The 16,308-nt window shown below is 55.5% G+C and carries 15 protein-coding genes; 9 read left to right on the forward strand and 6 right to left on the reverse strand.

What is annotated here, in order from left to right; translation table 11 throughout:
• Positions 1–178: 178 nt before the first annotated feature.
• From VIJ98_RS18610 to VIJ98_RS18625, 4 genes are all read left to right on the forward strand, one after another.
• Positions 179–892: an ABC transporter ATP-binding protein gene (locus VIJ98_RS18610; protein ID WP_323275417.1), complete on the forward strand. Its 714-nt coding sequence runs from the start codon at positions 179–181 to the stop codon at positions 890–892.
• Positions 870–1,841, forward strand: coding sequence for an ABC transporter substrate-binding protein (locus VIJ98_RS18615; RefSeq protein WP_176972628.1), 972 nt, complete (start codon positions 870–872; stop codon positions 1,839–1,841). The genes VIJ98_RS18610 and VIJ98_RS18615 overlap by 23 nt, the downstream gene beginning before the upstream one ends.
• Before the next feature lie 3 nt (positions 1,842–1,844).
• Complete coding sequence (locus VIJ98_RS18620) at positions 1,845–3,494, forward strand: ABC transporter permease subunit (protein WP_323275420.1); 1,650 nt, start codon at positions 1,845–1,847, stop codon at positions 3,492–3,494.
• Between the two features lie 132 nt (positions 3,495–3,626).
• A complete protein-coding gene (locus tag VIJ98_RS18625; RefSeq protein ID WP_008108172.1) occupies positions 3,627–4,673 on the forward strand; it encodes an AI-2E family transporter in 1,047 nt (348 codons plus the stop codon).
• A gap of 35 nt (positions 4,674–4,708) precedes the next feature.
• Here VIJ98_RS18625 and VIJ98_RS18630 read toward each other — a convergent pair whose 3' ends face one another.
• Together VIJ98_RS18630 and VIJ98_RS18635 are read right to left on the reverse strand one after the other, a co-directional pair.
• The gene (locus VIJ98_RS18630; RefSeq protein ID WP_154157240.1) at positions 4,709–5,653 is read right to left on the reverse strand and encodes an ABC transporter substrate-binding protein; all 945 of its coding nucleotides are present in this window, start codon (positions 5,651–5,653) and stop codon (positions 4,709–4,711) included.
• A gap of 10 nt (positions 5,654–5,663) precedes the next feature.
• Positions 5,664–6,428: a class II aldolase/adducin family protein gene (locus VIJ98_RS18635; protein ID WP_154157241.1), complete on the reverse strand. Its 765-nt coding sequence runs from the start codon at positions 6,426–6,428 to the stop codon at positions 5,664–5,666.
• A gap of 238 nt (positions 6,429–6,666) precedes the next feature.
• Here VIJ98_RS18635 and VIJ98_RS18640 point away from each other — a divergent pair, with 238 nt between their 5' ends.
• Both VIJ98_RS18640 and VIJ98_RS18645 read left to right on the forward strand, forming a co-directional pair.
• Positions 6,667–8,271, forward strand: coding sequence for an EAL domain-containing protein (locus VIJ98_RS18640; protein WP_323275423.1), 1,605 nt, complete (start codon positions 6,667–6,669; stop codon positions 8,269–8,271).
• A complete protein-coding gene (locus tag VIJ98_RS18645; protein WP_323275425.1) occupies positions 8,246–9,205 on the forward strand; it encodes a D-2-hydroxyacid dehydrogenase family protein in 960 nt (319 codons plus the stop codon). Before VIJ98_RS18640 ends, VIJ98_RS18645 begins: the two co-directional genes overlap by 26 nt.
• On the opposite strand, the gene VIJ98_RS18650 is transcribed toward VIJ98_RS18645, so the two are convergent.
• The 3 genes from VIJ98_RS18650 to VIJ98_RS18660 all read right to left on the reverse strand — a co-directional run bounded on the left by VIJ98_RS18650 (position 9,197) and on the right by VIJ98_RS18660 (position 11,051).
• Positions 9,197–9,676, reverse strand: a complete 480-nt coding sequence (locus VIJ98_RS18650; RefSeq protein WP_323275427.1) for a hypothetical protein — start codon at positions 9,674–9,676, stop codon at positions 9,197–9,199. The two genes, VIJ98_RS18645 and VIJ98_RS18650, sit on opposite strands and share 9 nt — an antisense overlap.
• A gap of 111 nt (positions 9,677–9,787) precedes the next feature.
• Complete coding sequence (locus VIJ98_RS18655) at positions 9,788–10,258, reverse strand: hypothetical protein (RefSeq protein ID WP_154194093.1); 471 nt, start codon at positions 10,256–10,258, stop codon at positions 9,788–9,790.
• Entirely contained in the window at positions 10,251–11,051 is an 801-nt protein-coding gene (locus VIJ98_RS18660) for a hypothetical protein (RefSeq protein WP_323275429.1), read from the reverse strand. The genes VIJ98_RS18655 and VIJ98_RS18660 overlap by 8 nt, the downstream gene beginning before the upstream one ends.
• Before the next feature lie 359 nt (positions 11,052–11,410).
• On the opposite strand from VIJ98_RS18660, the gene proP reads away from it, so the two are divergent.
• The 3 genes from proP (at position 11,411) to VIJ98_RS18675 (ending at position 15,094) form a co-directional block, all read left to right on the forward strand.
• Complete coding sequence (gene proP, locus VIJ98_RS18665) at positions 11,411–12,916, forward strand: glycine betaine/L-proline transporter ProP (protein ID WP_008108164.1); 1,506 nt, start codon at positions 11,411–11,413, stop codon at positions 12,914–12,916.
• A 116-nt stretch (positions 12,917–13,032) separates the two neighbouring features.
• Positions 13,033–14,010, forward strand: a complete 978-nt coding sequence (hemB, locus tag VIJ98_RS18670; protein ID WP_008108163.1) for a porphobilinogen synthase — start codon at positions 13,033–13,035, stop codon at positions 14,008–14,010.
• Between the two features lie 109 nt (positions 14,011–14,119).
• A complete protein-coding gene (locus tag VIJ98_RS18675; RefSeq protein ID WP_323275431.1) occupies positions 14,120–15,094 on the forward strand; it encodes a sensor domain-containing diguanylate cyclase in 975 nt (324 codons plus the stop codon).
• 32 nt (positions 15,095–15,126) lie between these two features.
• Here the strand turns inward: VIJ98_RS18675 and VIJ98_RS18680 are convergent, their stop codons facing one another.
• Positions 15,127–16,149, reverse strand: a complete 1,023-nt coding sequence (locus VIJ98_RS18680) for an alpha/beta hydrolase (RefSeq protein ID WP_323275433.1) — start codon at positions 16,147–16,149, stop codon at positions 15,127–15,129.
• Positions 16,150–16,308 lie beyond the last annotated feature (159 nt).

Consider the following 16,308-nt stretch of genomic DNA (forward strand, 5'->3'; position numbering starts at 1 on the left):
TATACGCCTTTTGGTTTTATCCGCATCAGTGAAATGCCCAGTTTTACGGTCATCATTTCGTCATATCGCGCTCGTAGACTCGCCCTCAATCAAATCCCAAAGAGGATAACAATCTGATGACGCCCCTGATTTCTCAGGCGCGCGTGCGTAACGCTAACTCCTTCGCGGGAGGTGGCCGATGACGCATGCCGCGCTGCCTATTGAACTGAAAAATCTCAGATGGTCGGTGGGTAACCTGACTATTCTGCACGATCTCTCCCTAACCATTCCCGCAGGCGAAATCCTGGCGCTGCTCGGTCCGAGCGGCTGTGGCAAAAGCACGCTTTTGAAACTGCTGGCGGGTTTGCTGCAGCCAACCGCAGGTGAACTGTGGATTGGTGAACGCTGCGTGGCCTCGCCGCGCCACTGCGATGCGCCGGAGAAGCGCAACCTCGGCATGGTGTTCCAGGATTACGCGCTGTGGCCGCACATGTCGGTAGCGCAAAACGTCGCCTTTCCGCTGCGCATGCGCGGCATGAAGAAAGCCGCCGCGCGACAACAGGCCGATGCCGCACTGGCTCAGGTTGGCCTCGCTGATTTTGGCGATCGCAAACCGGCGTTGCTTTCCGGCGGCCAGCAGCAGCGCGTGGCGCTGGCGCGCGCGCTGGTGGCGAAACCGGCCATTCTGCTGTTCGACGAACCGCTCTCCAACCTCGACCGCGACCTGCGTGAAACCCTGGTTCACACCATGGCGGATTTGCTGCGCGCGGCGGGCATCACCGCTGTTTACGTTACGCACGATCGCGAGGAAGCCAACACGCTGGCCGACCGCATCATTCACCTGGCGCAGGGCCAGATTGTTTCCGTTACTCACCTCTCAGGGGACCGCAATGCCATCTCTCAAGTCAGTTAAAACAGGAGCCATCAGCGCGATGATTTTGACTTCCGCCATCATGATCAACGATGCCCAGGCGCTGACGGTGTACACCGCCGGTCCGGGTTCGCTGTCGAAAAGTCTTGCCGCCGGGTTTGAAAAACAGACCGGCATCAAAGTGAATATTTTCCAGGCCACCACCGGCAAAGTGATGGCGCGTCTGGAAGCGGAACAGGCCAATCCGCAGGCTGATGTGTTGATCTCAGCTTCGTGGGATACCGCCGAAGATCTGCAACAGCGCGGCTGGCTGCAACCTTTCGAAAGTGCTAATGCAGCGAAAGTGCCGGATCAGTTCAAAACCGCCAACTATGTCGCGCAGGGAATTTCCGCGCTCGGCATCGTGTGGAATACACAAAGCAATACGCCAGAACCGAAAACCTGGCAGGATCTCACCGCGCCCGCCTTTAAAGATAAAGTGACCACGCCGGATCCGGCGCTGTCTGGCGCATCACTCGATCTGCTGATTGGCCTGCAAAACAGCGAAGGCGAAAAAGCCTGGCAGCTGTTTGATCAGTTAAAAGCCAACGGCATGGTGATGAGCGGCCCGAACGCGCAGGCGGTGACGCCAGTGCTGCAAGGCGCGAAAGCGGCGGTGTTTGGCGCGGTCGATTACGTTACCTATAACAACATCGCGCAGGGCGAGAGTGTGAAGGTGATCTTCCCGGAAAACGGCACCGTGGTCGCGCCGCGTCCGATGATGATCCTGAAAAGCAGCCAGCACGCAGATGATGCGAAGAAATTCGTCGATTACGTGCTGTCGGATGAAGGTCAGGAACAAGTAGCCAAAGCCTGGCTGATGCCAGCACGCACCGATATCAAAGCGCAACGTCCGCTGTTCACCGAGATCAAATTGTTGCCGACCAATCAGGATGGCAGCAGCGAGCGCTCGGCGGTGCTGAAGCGCTTTGGCGCCCTGTTCGGACAGTAAACGATGTCGCGTGCCCTGAATGGCTTGATTCTGCTGGCGTTATTACTGCTGGTGGCGCTGCCGCTGCTGTTTATCGTGCTGCAAGCGCTGTTTCCTTACTTCGGCGAAGGCAGCTGGCGCGGCGCTTTTAGCGCTTTCCCGGCGCTGCTGGACGATCCGCAGCTGGCATCGATGTGGCTGGGCACGCTAAAAATCGGCGGCGGCGTGGCGCTGTGCAGTTTGCTGCTGGGCTTACCGCTCGGCGCACTGCGCGGCCTGTTCCGCCTGCCGGGCGCGGCTTTGTGGGATTTGCTGTTTCTGATCCCGTTTCTGACGCCGCCCTATATTGTGGCGCTGTCATGGACGCTGGCGCTGCAACGCAACGGCTATATCGAACAACTTACCGGCATCAACTTCGACAGCCTGCTGTTTAGCAGCAGCGGCATGATTGGCGTGATGACGCTGAACATCTTCCCGGTGGTCTATTTTGCGGTGTCGCGTTCGCTGCTGGCGAGCGGACAACGCCTTGCCTGGGTAGCGCGCGTGCACGGCGCATCGGCGTGGCGCGGCTTCTGGCACATCACCTTGCCGCTGACCTTACCGGCGTTGGCGGGTGGCGTGCTGCTGGCGTTTACGCTGGCGATTGAGGAGTACGGCGTGCCTGCAGCGCTGGGTGCGCAGGCGAAGCTGACGCTGATGACCGTTGGCATTGAAACCAAACTCGCCGACTGGCCGATCGATCTGCCCGGCGCGGCATCGCTGTCGCTGATGTTAAGTCTGGTGGCGCTTACCGCGTGGCTGCTGCAGCGCAAACTGACCGGCAGCAGCGATGTCACGGCGGTTGGCGGTAAACCTGTTACTCAGGAACTGGCACATGCCGGCCGTTTACAAACGCTGATGCTACTGCCATTTGCTCTCACCGTACTGCTCGCGGTGGTGCTGCCGCTCGGCGCGATGACCCTGAGCGGCTTACTGAATACGCTCTCCGGTGGATTGCATCTCAGTAATTTGACGCTACGCCACTTCGGCGCGCTGTTCAGCCAGCAAGGGGATGCGCTGGCGGCCTTCTCCACCAGCATCGGCCTGGCGCTTGGCGCGGCGCTGCTGACCGGCGCGTTGGGTTTTCTCATTGCCTGGCGCGTGTCGGAAGGAAAAACCCGTTTGCTGGCAATGATGGATGGCCTGGCGCTACTGCCTGCGGCGATGCCGGGCGTGGTGGTTGGCGTGGGTTTGATTCTGCTGTGGAACCGCGGTTTCTGGCCGGTTTCGCCCTATAACACCATGTTTATTCTGCTGCTGTCGTACAGCTGTTTACTGCTGCCGTGGCCGGTGCGCTATGTCAGTAGCGCGCTGCGTCAGCTGGCCCCAACGCTGGAACCGGCGGCGCGCGTGCACGGCGCATCACGTTTGCAGGCGCTGCGGCTGGTTGTGCTGCCGCTGGTGGCGCCCAGCTTGCTGGCGGCGATGATGATGGTGTTTGCCGTGGCATCACGCGAGCTGGTGACCTCGCTGCTGCTGGCTCCGGCGGGCACGCAAACCGTGGCGATCTTTATCTGGCGTCAGTTCGAACAAGGTTCGGTGGGACAAGGTATGGCGATGGCTACGCTGACGCTGCTCGCCAGTTTGAGTTTGATGTTGGCTGCGACGGTATTGATGCGGCGTCAGGCCCGGTGATGGTAATAATGGCGGTCGCCATAAATGGCGCCCCTACGGCAAGGCGATCCGGATTTCTGTTTATCTTAAAAAACAGATGGTTAATTTCCATCAACTACACTCTCCTGAGCAAAAACCGTCTCAGGAGAGAGAATGAACAACCTGCTACAGGAAAAAATTGGCCAGAACATCCTGGTAAAACTGGCGATGCTGGTGATTATTCTGGCGGGCATTCGCGCCGCCTCGGACATTCTGGTGCCCTTCTTACTGGCCAGCTTCCTGGCAATCGTGCTTAATCCGCTGGTGACGATGTTGATGCGGCGCGGCGTCAAACGTGGCCTGGCGATTACCTTGGTGATCAGCGTGATTTTTATCGTCGTGCTGTTACTCATTGCCGTACTCGCCAGCTCGGCCAGTGACTTCAGTGATACCTATCCGCAAATCCGCGCCATGCTGGAACAGAAGCTGGCGGTGGTGCAACATTTTGCCGCGCGTTTTCATATCAACATCTCTACCGAAGCGCTGGCGGCACGCCTCGATCCCAACGTGGTGATGGACATGGCCACATCGGTATTGAAACAGCTGTCCGGCGCGATGACCAACGTGCTGCTGCTGATTCTCACCGTGGTATTTATGCTGTTTGAGGTGCGCCATCTGCCGTACAAAATGCGTAACGCGATGGTCAATCCGCAGATCCGCATCGCCGGTCTGCATCGCGCGTTGAAAGGCGTGACGCATTATCTGGCGCTGAAAACCTTGGTGAGTTTAATTACCGGCGTTGCCGTTTGGCTGTCGCTGCTGCTGCTCGGCGTGAAGTTCGCGCTGTTCTGGGGCGTGGTGGCGTTCATCCTTAATTTCATCCCCAATATCGGCCCGATCATCGCCGGCATCCCGCCGTTTATTCAGGCGCTGGTGCTGAATAATATTTATGACGCCATGCTGGTGGCGGCACTGTTCAGCGCGATTCACATGGTGTTCGGCAATATGCTGGAGCCAAGATTGATGGGGCGCGGGCTGGGATTGTCGACGCTGGTGGTGTTTCTGTCGTTGATTTTCTGGGGCTGGTTGCTGGGTCCGGTCGGCATGTTGCTGTCGGTGCCGCTCACCAGCGTAACCAAGATTTTGATGGAAACCACGCCGGGCGGCAGCCGATTGGCAATTATGTTAGGAAATGGGCGGCCGGGTAAACGGGCGCGATAACAGCCAGGTCGCCATGAATGGCGACCCTACGCCGCTTATTGAAACACGCTGTTATCGGTAATTGCCTGCACATCGACTTTGTTCGGCAGGATATTTAGCTCGCTGAACAAGTCCGACACCTTCTGCACCTTCGCCACATCATCCGGCGTCACGCCACGCACGCCGTGGGAAATACGCGCAGTAATCTGCTGCGCGTCCGCCGGTTGCAGGCGCGTTAACTGCGCATACACCTCGTTATACTGCTGCGGATGCGCCAGCGCCCACTCACGCGCTTTGGCCAAACGATGGGTGAAATCCGCAATCGCGGCGCGCTTGGCGGGATCGTCGAGCGAGCTTTGCGTGGCGGTGACAAACGACAGTGCGGTCGTCAGCCCTTTGCCGTCACGCAGCAGACGCGCGCCATGCTTTTCGGCAATGCCTAAATAGGGATCGAAGGTCGCCCACGCGGCAATCTGTCCTGAGTTGAACGCCGCGCTGGCGTCGGTCGGCAACACAAATCGCACCGGCACCGTATCACGCGGCACTTTCGCCTCTTCCAGCGCCTCATACAGCAAGTGCTGCGAGATACTGCCACGCGCCGACGAGACGACAACCTGCTTGCCGGCCAGATCCTTCACGCTGTGGATCGGCGAGTCGGCGGGCACGATCAGCCCGTTCGAACCGGCATCTCCCACGTTGGTGGCGATGATCTTCAGCGGTACGCCGCCCGACGCCGCCATCAGCACCGGCAAATCGCCCGCGTACGAGGTATCCACCGCACCGGCACGCTGCGCTTCAAACAGTGGCGCCGCGCCCTGGAAGTTCGCCCAGCGATATTGATAAGGCGCGTCTTTCATCACATCAGCCGCTTCGATCAGCGAACGCAGATTGCGCGCCTGATCGCCCAGCACCAGCGTGACTTTACTCAAATCAGGCGCCGCCTGACTGCCAAACGCCGCGCACAGCAGCAGCGCAGAAAATACCGGTTTCAGCCATTTCATTGGGAGATTCTCAAAGTGCGTTGCGGTTGAGCTGGCGGATGTAAGCATCCCAGTGCAGCTGATATTTGCGCTGGCGAATGCTGTTATCAAACGCCTGCGCGGCTTTCTCGGCAACGGCATCTGGCAGAATAATCAGATCCGCGCCGCCCGATTGTGCCGCCAGTTGGGCCTGGCAGGCGCGCTCGAGGTAATAGAGGTTGTAGAAAGCTTCTTCAATGCTGCCGCCGCTGGTCAGCAGGCCATGATTGCGCAGGATCAGCGCGTTGAGATCGCCAAGATCGGCCACGATGCGCTGCTGCTCGTCGAGATCCAGCGCGATACCTTCGTAATCGTGATAGCCAAGGCGATTATGGAAACGGGTGCTGTGTTGCGAAATCATCAGCAGGCCGTTGCGCTGCGCCGAGACGCCAATTCCCGCGGCAGTATGCGTATGCAGCACCGCATGGGCATCCGGCCGCGCGCGGTGAATCGCACTGTGAATAACAAATCCGGCAAGGTTAATTCCCAGCCCGGTTGGGTCGTCAATAATATTGCCGTCGATGTCGATTTTCACCAGCGTTTCCGCCTGGATTTCATCGAAGGTTTGCCCGAAAGCGTTGATAAGAAAGTGCGGCTGATCGCCCGGTACGCGCAGGGAAAAATGGGTGTAAATATGGTCGGTCCAGCGCAGCTTGGCCGCCAGATGGTAAGCCTGTGCCAGCTTGGTACGCGCCTGCCATTCGCCTTCGCTGATGCGCTGCCGTAACGATGTGATATCCAGGGTTTCAGTGCTCATTTCTGCTCCTCATTTCAGGTCAATGTGCTTACCTAACATCGTGGCATAGCGTTTTTGCCGCTGGGAAATGCCAATAACGGCAAAACATTGTCAGTAAACGCAAAGTGAGATTGATCATTGACCTGTATCAGACCGGTTTATTCTTAAATCGCTACCCTACACAGCCCTGTGAAAATGGTATGCTGCTGACGCCGCAACCGCAGCTTATGCGCGGCGTAAACCCACCGAGGATTGTCTGGTGCCACTAAAAAAACGACATCACGATTTTGGCTGGCTCTTAATTGTCTGCGCCGGGTTGTTACCCTTGGTGCTCGGCATCCTTTGTACCGCCATCGAAGCGCGCCACACCGTCCACCAACAGCAGATTTCCACCGCCAATACCTTGCTCACTCAGGCTGAAAAGATGAGTGATAACGCATGGGATATGATCACTGAGCTGCGTCAGTATCACTATCAACCTTGCGCACAAATCGAAGATCAGCTGCAGCGTGCGGGCACGCTCAATCCTTATTTCCGATCCATTGGTATGCTGAAAGGCGGTGACATCAGCTGCTCGTCCGCCTTTGGCCTGAAACACGGCACATTAACGGAAATGATGCTGCAGCCGCCGCCGACGACCGGCAAAGCCTGGTGGAGTATTTCGGTGCGCGGCACTTACGGCGTACAGAATCGTCCTGCCGTGGTGTTTGTGCGCCAGCTCCCCGATACCAGCGGTTTTTGGGCGGTCATCGATGGCCAATATCTGATGGACTTTATGAACGCCATCGGCGGATCGCGTGGCTACCAAATGAGCCTGCAGTTTAGCGGCGGCGCGGTAATCGCCAGCGGACCGACTGACACGCGGCCAAAGCTGTACATGCAAAGTGAATCTTTTCAGGCCGACTCCAGCCGCTATCCCATCACCGTTAGTGTGACGGTTCCGGCTTCTGAGTTGCTGAAAGCCTGGCGTCAGGCGCTGTTCATCTTCCTGCCGATGGCGGCGATTTTCTCGATTCTGTTGATGATCCTCACCGCCAACTGGCTGCGTCGACGAATTTCCTGGCACGATGAGATTGGCCGCGCCATCCGCGCGCGTCAGTTCTCGGTGCACTATCAGCCGGTTTACAGCAACACATTGCACGCCTGCGCCGGCGCCGAAGCCTTGCTGCGCTGGCAGCGGCCCAACGGTGACATGATTCGTCCGGATATCTTTATCAGCGCCGCTGAAGCCGAAGGCATGATTGTGCCGCTGACCCAGCATCTGCTGGAGTTGATGGCGGAAGATATTCAGGACTGGCAAGTCGAACCCGGTTTTCACATTGGGCTGAATCTGGCGGCGGAACATCTGCAACATGCCGATTTCGTGGCAGACATTGAGCTGTTTGCTGAGCGCATCAAAGATAAACAGATGTGTATTACTCTGGAGCTGACCGAACGCAGCCTGATTGAAGACGGTGAAATGGTGGCGCGTAAACTGCGTCACTTACGCGCGCAGGGCATGAAAGTCGCGATCGATGATTTCGGTACCGGCCACTGCTCGCTGACCTATCTGCTCACCTTCCCATTGGATTATCTGAAAATCGATCGCGGCTTTATTAACGCCATTGAAGGCCTCGACGTCGAAACGCCGGTGCTGGATGCGATTATTAATCTGTGCCACAAGCTGGAACTGGATGTACTCGGCGAAGGCGTAGAGACCGCAACACAATTTGAGTACCTGCGGCAGCGTGGTGTGATATTTATTCAGGGCTACTATTATGCCCGTCCGCTGGATAATGACCGGCTGCGTGCCTGGCTCAGCGAGCAAGGGCACAAGCCACTTCTCGTTGAGGAACATCATGAGCCTGAACTGCATCATTCTTGATGATTATCAGAACGTCGCCCAGTCGCTTGCCGATTGGGCGTCTCTCGCCCCGCTGGTTAACACCACTTCCCTGACTGAACATTTCGCCGACCAGGATGAACTGGTTAAGCACATCGTCCACGCCGACATTCTGGTGGTGATGCGTGAACGCACGCCGCTCAGCGCCGAGCTGATTGGCCGCTTGCCCAATCTGAAAATGGTAGTCACTTCCGGCATGCGTAATGCCTCCATTGATTTAGATGCCTGCGCAGAGCGCTATATCGCGGTATGTGGCACCGCCAGCAGCAGCGCGGCACCGCTGGAACTGACGTGGGGATTGCTGCTTGGGCTGGCGCGCCATATCGTGCCGGAGAATCAGGTGCTGCGCAGCAACGGCGCGTGGCAGCACACCTTAGGCATGAGTCTGCAGGGCAAAACGCTGGGATTGCTCGGACTGGGTAAAATTGGCGGCGAGATGGCAAAAGTAGCGCAGGCGTTTGGCATGCACGTGTGTGCGTGGAGCCAGAATTTAACCGCTGAACGCGCCGCCGAATGTCGCGTTGAGCGCTCGCCCTCGCTGCAAGCGCTGCTCAACAGCAGCGATGTGGTGTCGATTCATCTGGTATTGAGCGAACGCTCACGGCATTTGATCGATGCGGCGGCGCTGGCGCAGATGAAGCCTGGTGCGCTGCTGATTAATACCTCGCGTGCCGGGATTGTCGATCAACAGGCGATGATCGCCGCGCTGCAATCAGGCCAGCTAGCCGGTGCGGGATTGGATGTGTTTGAACAGGAGCCGCTTCCGGCGGATCATCCGTTGCGTCTGCTGCCGAATGTGCTGGCGACGCCGCATCTCGGCTATGTTGCCGACAGCAATTATCACACCTACTTTACGCAGGCGGTGGAAGATATTCAGGGATGGTTGACCGGTGCGCCGCTGCGCTCGTTACTCTGAACGGCCTGCGCGACGTTTTTCAGCAATACGCAGCGCCACTTCAAGGCTATCTTCCGCCAGCGCGCCATTCGGCAAATCGCGCTGGGCGTTAAGACGTTGATTAATGCGCTCCAGCGTCGGCGTTAACTGCCCCACTAATTGCTGATATTCATCAAGCTGGGTGATGGGTTGGTTACGTGCGATGCTGGTTTGTGTCAGCCGTTGCAGCTGACGAAAACTCTCCATCGCCTGGCTGGAGAGTAATCCGGCCTGACGCCAGCTTTTCAGGCGTTGCAGCAGTTCATCGGGTTGTTGCGCCAATAATGCCAGCTGCGCATCGGCACGTTCGCCACAGTTAATCCACTCAATCGAGGTACTGGAAACGGCAGCCGTACGCGGTGCCGCAGGCATAAGATTGATAAGATTCCTTTCTACACTGTCGATCATCGACAGCCAGGGATTCTTAAAAGACTGGGCGTTTTTCCTCGACATGAACACTCCACCAAAGCACGGCGGCAGAGTATTACTGAATGCTTACGAACTGGCAAGCGGTGCTTACCGCCTCGCTTAATGGTAAGTTTTTCTTATTTATTTGCGCAACAATCAGGTATGGCAATAAAGCCGCGGCATACCAGAATAATTGATTATTTGATCGCCGTTCGGGAGTTGATACATCTGATAAAAATCATTATTAGCTTCGCGCCCCGAAGTGAAAAGAACCTGTGCTGCCAGCGCGGCAGGCACCGTATCGTTGGCCATAATCTGCACCTGATGCGTATTCACCAGCATAAAATCACCCTGCCGATGCCAGCTGTAATCTGATACCCGATTTAATTGATAATGACGATCGCGGAGCGTGATGGTGCCGGTCAGAATTGAACTGCCGCTGCCATCAGCTTTAAAGCGATTGCGCACCGTGGCATTTATCACGCCTGCTGGCTGCGCTTCATTCTGAATACGATAGGGAAATTCACACCATTCCGGTACCGGTTCAGCCGGGCGAACCAGCAACACCAGTGCCCACGGCAAGATAAAAGCAACAAAGAGGGCAACAGCCAGAAGTGATTTACGCATCCGGTAATTCCTGAGCAGATACCATCCACGACAGACATTCATTGTTCTTTTGCGACATCGGTCGCGCGCAGAGAAATGCGCTGGTAAACACGCGGGTACGCGAACGATTGATATAAAGCAAAGGCGGTGTCGATCCATCCGCCAGACGCGGCTTTAAATCGCGAAAACGGCGCAGGGCATCCTGAACCACAAAAGAGTTCGGCAATAGGCTTTCGGCGATAAACACCTGCGTTCGCGCCTCCTGACCATAGGATTTGTAATCAGTGCCTTCATGTCCCGCTGGTGCTAACTCGTGTCGTGCAACCAGTGCAAGCATCGCATTGAGCAGCAAAAAACCGGCCAGCACTCCGCGCAGCAACCAGGATTTTTTCTTAGCGACAACAGGATTAACTCGCGGTGCAGGCTGAATGTTCACCGGCATCTCAGGCTCTGATTTCACAGACAGCGTGTCGTTGCAGGGTTCAACATCAACCTGCTCCGCCAGCACGCAGCCAATTAGCGGCACCTGGTGAATCAAGGCACCTGGCGCGTGGGCGAGTAGTGCCAGGCGATTGATCTCAGCAATGGTCGTAGTGAGGCGATCGGCAAAGGGCACATCAGAAGGTTCCCGTTGGAACAGTACATGCAGCGCCTGATTACGTACCAGTTTGCCCTGCGCATTGAGCACGCGGCGTAATACTGCGCATTGAAGCGTACTCAACGCAACACGTTGTGTTGAGGCATTCAGCGGATAAAACACCTGTTGTTCGGCATCAAAACAGAGACTTTTGGCATACAAAACATAACGCGCCATGCGAATCCTGATTTCCAAAAAAGCAATTGGCGTAAGTATAAGTAGTTTAACCATAAGGCGCACGCTAACCGCAGAGTGTGATGTTATTTTCCTGCCTTTTTTTGACGCGTTTAAGCATGAATAAAGCCGTATCATTAGCTAAAAAATAGCCAGTTAATGGTGAAAACATGACAAATATCACACTAAATCGGTATACTCTGTCGCGGTTGGCAATCATTACCCCCCTAATAATTGCCCGGCAGGCCAGGGAAAAACGTTATTTCCCGGCTATGCTTTAATTTTCTCAACGCCGCGGACTGTTGGCAGTTATTGAGTCCGCAGCGTTGAGGATTTTTCGAATTCCAATACAGGGTATCTGCATGAAACTACGTAGGAAGCGTGTAAAACCTATCGGGATTGATGATGTCACGATTATCGATGACTCCCGTTTACGTAAAGCCATTACCGCAGCCTCGCTGGGCAACGCGATGGAATGGTTTGATTTTGGTGTTTATGGCTTTGTGGCTTATGCGCTGGGTAAGGTGTTCTTCCCGGATGCTTCACCAAGTGTACAGATGATTGCTGCACTGGGTACGTTCTCAGTTCCGTTCCTGATTCGTCCACTCGGTGGTTTGTTCTTCGGCATGTTGGGCGATAAATATGGTCGCCAGAAAATCCTCTCTATCACCATTGTCATCATGTCGATCAGTACCTTCTGTATTGGCTTGATACCCTCTTATGCCTCGATTGGTATCTGGGCACCGATCCTGCTGCTGTTGGCAAAAATGGCGCAGGGCTTCTCGGTCGGCGGTGAATACACCGGCGCATCGATCTTCGTTGCCGAGTATTCGCCTGACCGTAAGCGCGGCTTTATGGGCAGTTGGCTCGACTTCGGTTCGATTGCCGGCTTCGTGCTCGGTGCGGGCGTTGTGGTACTGATCTCTACCATCATCGGTGAAGAGAAGTTCCTCGAGTGGGGCTGGCGCATTCCGTTCTTTATTGCGCTGCCGCTGGGCATTATCGGTTTGTATCTGCGTCATGCGCTGGAAGAAACGCCGGCGTTCCAGCAGCACGTTGAGAAACTGGAACAGGGCGACCGTGAAGGACTGCGCGATGGCCCGAAAGTGTCGTTTAAAGAGATCGCGACCAAACACTGGAAAAGCCTGTTGGCTTGTATCGGTCTGGTGATTGCCACCAACGTGACCTACTACATGCTGCTGACCTACATGCCGAGTTATCTGTCGCATAACCTGCACTACTCGGAAGATCACGGCGTGTTGATCATTATCGCCATCATGATGGGTATGCTGTTTGTTCAGCCAGTGATGGGTATGCTGAGTGACCGTTTTGGCCGTCGTCCGTTTATCATCATTGGTTCTATCGCGCTGTTTGCCTTCGCGATTCCGTCCTTTATGCTGATCAACAGCGGCGTGTTGGGCCTGATTTTTGCCGGTCTGCTGCTGATGGCGGTGATTCTTAATGCCTTTACCGGTGTGATGGCGTCGTCGCTACCTGCGATGTTCCCAACCCACATTCGCTACAGCGCGTTAGCAAGTGCCTTTAATATCTCGGTGCTGATTGCCGGTTTAACGCCGACACTCGCCGCGTATTTAGTTGAAGCCACTAACAATCTGTATATGCCAGCTTACTACCTGATGGTTGTCGCGGTGATTGGTTTGATTACCGGTATCTACATGAAAGAGACCGCTAACAAGCCGCTGCGTGGTGCTACTCCGGCGGCGTCGGATCTCGAAGAAGCGCGTGAAATCCTGCAGGAGCATCACGACAACATCGAGCAGAAAATCGAAGATATTGATGACGAGATCGCCAAGCTTGAGGCGAAACGTAAAAACCTGGTGCAGCAGCACCCGGACATCAACGAGTAATCTTCCCCGCTCCCGCCGCCCGGCGGGAGTTTTCGTTTCCGCACACAATCCTTCATCCGCATCCACGAAAAGGGGTAAACTATTGCCACTTTTTTAACCTGCATAAGTTGTAGAGCATGTCTGAATTTAATCTGATCCAGCGCCCAAGAAGGCTGCGTAAAAGCGCATCAATGCGCGAAATGTTCCAGGAATCCAACCTCAGCATCAACGATCTGGCACTACCGATCTTCGTTGAAGAAGGTGTGGACGATTACGTGCCAATTAACGCCATGCCGGGCGTGGTGCGTATTCCAGAAAAACGTTTGGCGTATGAGATCGAACGTATTGCCAAAGCGGGTATTCGTTCAGTGATGACCTTCGGCATTTCCCACCATACCGACGCCACCGGCAGCGATGCCTGGAATGAAAACGGTTTGGTGGCACGTATGTCGCGTATCTGCAAAGACACCGTGCCAGAAATGATCGTGATGTCTGATACCTGTTTCTGCGAATACACCAGCCACGGCCATTGCGGCGTGCTGTGCGATCACGGCGTTGATAACGACCAAACGCTGATTAATCTCGGTAAGCAAGCCGTGGTGGCTGCACAAGCCGGCGCCGATTTTATCGCGCCATCCGCCGCGATGGATGGCCAGGTGAAAGCCATTCGCCAGGCGCTCGATGCCGCAGGTTTCACCGACACCGCTATCATGTCGTATTCGACCAAGTTCGCCTCCTCCTTCTACGGCCCGTTCCGTGAAGCAGCAGGCACCGCGCTGAAAGGCGATCGTAAGACTTATCAGATGAATCCAATGAACCGCCGTGAAGCGCTGCGCGAGTCGCTGCTTGATGAAGCGGAAGGCGCAGATTCACTGATGGTGAAACCAGCGGGTGCTTATCTTGATATCCTGCGCGATATACGCGAACGCACCACGTTGCCGCTGGCGGCGTACCAGGTGAGCGGTGAGTACGCGATGATCAAATTCGCCGCACAGGCGGGCGCCATCGACGAACGTAATGTGGTTCTGGAAAGCCTGGGCGCGATTAAACGTGCCGGTGCCGATCTCATTTTCAGCTATTTTGCCCTTGATCTCGCCGAGCAAAAAGTGCTCTGATTATCATTACGCCTGGCATCGGACATCGCATCCCGTTGCCAGGCGCTTTCAGCCTTTATGGCACCAACACCAGTGTTTCAGTAATTCCATAATTAATAAGAGTAACGCGATGAAAGCACCTGCACTGCCTGCGGACGAGTCACATCGTCTGGCCCAGTTACGTGCGCTCAACATTCTGCACACGCCGGCAGAAGAGCGTTTCGACCGATTAACCCGCCTTGCCCGTCGTTTGTTTGGCGTGCCCGTCGCGCTGGTCAGCCTGCTGGAAGAGGACCATCAGTGGTTCAAATCAGCGGCCGGTTACGCTGCTACCACCGCACCACGTAATACCTCATTTTGTGGCCATGCAATCCTGCAAGATGATGTGATGGTGGTTGAAAACGCGCTAGAAGACGAACGTTTCCACGACAACCCGTTGGTGAGCAGCGAAAACAGCCCAGTGCGTTTTTACGCCGGGTGTCCACTGCGCACGCCCGCCGGAGCCAAAATCGGCACGCTGTGTATTATCGATCACCATGCGCGCCAGTTCGATGCAGACGATATTCATACACTGCGCGATTTGGCCGCAATGGCCGAAGCGGAGCTGGTGGCTTTCCAGACCGCGACCTCAGATGAACTGACGCAAATCACCAATCGCCGCGGCTTTATGACGCTCGGCCAGCTGGTGCTGAATGAGTGCCAGGTGAAGCAGTTACCCGCCAGCCTGACGTTCCTCGATCTCGATCGCTTTAAAGCCATCAACGATACGCTCGGCCATCGCGAAGGCGACCGCGCGCTGATGGATTTTGCCGATGCCATGAAAGTGAGTTTCCGCCACGCGGATATCTTTGCCCGTTTGGGTGGCGATGAGTTTGTGGTGCTGTTTAACGGCTTGCAGCTCGCCGATGCCGAGGGCGTATTGGCGCGTTTTGATGGTTTCCTGCAACAGCAAACCCAGAATCTGGAGCGGCGTTATGCCCTGCACTTCTCATCGGGGATTGTTGAGTTCGATCCTGACCATCCGCAATCGCTGGAACAATTGCTGGAAGGTAGCGACGAACGGATGTACGCCGCTAAGAATGGGAAAAAGAAGCTGAGCTCGTGAAAGATTGGTCGCCATGAATGGCGACCCTACGGTTAATTGCCAGCTAAATCCGCGATTAATGTCTGATTAAACTTCTGCGGCTCTTCCATTTGCGGCGCGTGGCCCATGCCGGGGAATTCGATTAAGCGTGCGCCAGGAATCAGCTGCGCCACCTGCTTGCCCAGCACGTTGTAATGTCCGAGTTTTGCTTTCACGTCCGGCGGCGCGATATCGCTGCCAATCGCCGTCGTATCAGCGGTACCGATCATTAAGGTGGTTGGCACGCGCAGATCTTTAAATTCGTAATAAACCGGCTGCGTGAAAATCATGTCGTAGATTAACGCCGAGTTCCACGCCACTTTCTTGTGGCCCGGTCCGCTGTTTAGTCCGGCCAGCATATCGACCCATTTGTCATACTCCGGCTTCCACTGGCCGCTGTAATAAGTCTGCTGTTCATACTTCTTGATACCCGCCGCATCCAGCTTGAGTTCACGTTGATACCACTGATCCACCGAGCGCCACGGCGCGCCTTTGGCTTTCCAGTCTTCTAAACCAATGGGATTAACCAGCACCAGCTTCTGCGTTTGCTGTGGATACATCAGCGCATAGCGCGTCGCCAGCATGCCGCCGGTGGAATGCCCAACAATAATGGCGTTGTCGATACCTAGCTGCTGCAACAGCTGATGGGTGTTCTGCGCCAGTTGCTGGAAGGTGTATTGATAGTTAGTCGGTTTGGTAGAGCTACAGAAGCCAATCTGATCCGGCGCAATCACCCGATAACCTTTCTGGCTCAGCGCTTTGATGGTGCCGTCCCAGGTTGCGCCGCAGAAGTTCTTGCCGTGCATAAGCACCACGGTTTTGCCGTTGGCCTGCTGCGTAGGTTTGACATCCATATAACCCATGCTCATCGCTTGCTGCTGCGAGGAGAAGTTAAAGTGCTGCAGCGGGTAGGGATAGTTGAAGCCTTCCAACTGCTCGCCATACATATTGGCAGCGAGCGCCGGGGCGGTACTACAGAGCGCCATCGACGCCAGAATAACGGCAAGTGACTGTTTTTGCTTGAAACGAAAATCCATAGCGCCATTCCTCAAGAGTGAAAACCTTCAGTCTGGCACGTTAATTCGCGTTAAGTATTGATGAAGTGTGCCGCCAAAAAGCACGCCGTTTACTATTAAGCATCTCAATGCGATGAAAAATTTGAGTTAATAATAACGTCCGTTATTACGATAAATATT

The organism is Pantoea sp. S18, from assembly GCF_045689705.1.
GTDB lineage: Bacteria > Pseudomonadota > Gammaproteobacteria > Enterobacterales > Enterobacteriaceae > Pantoea > Pantoea symbiotica.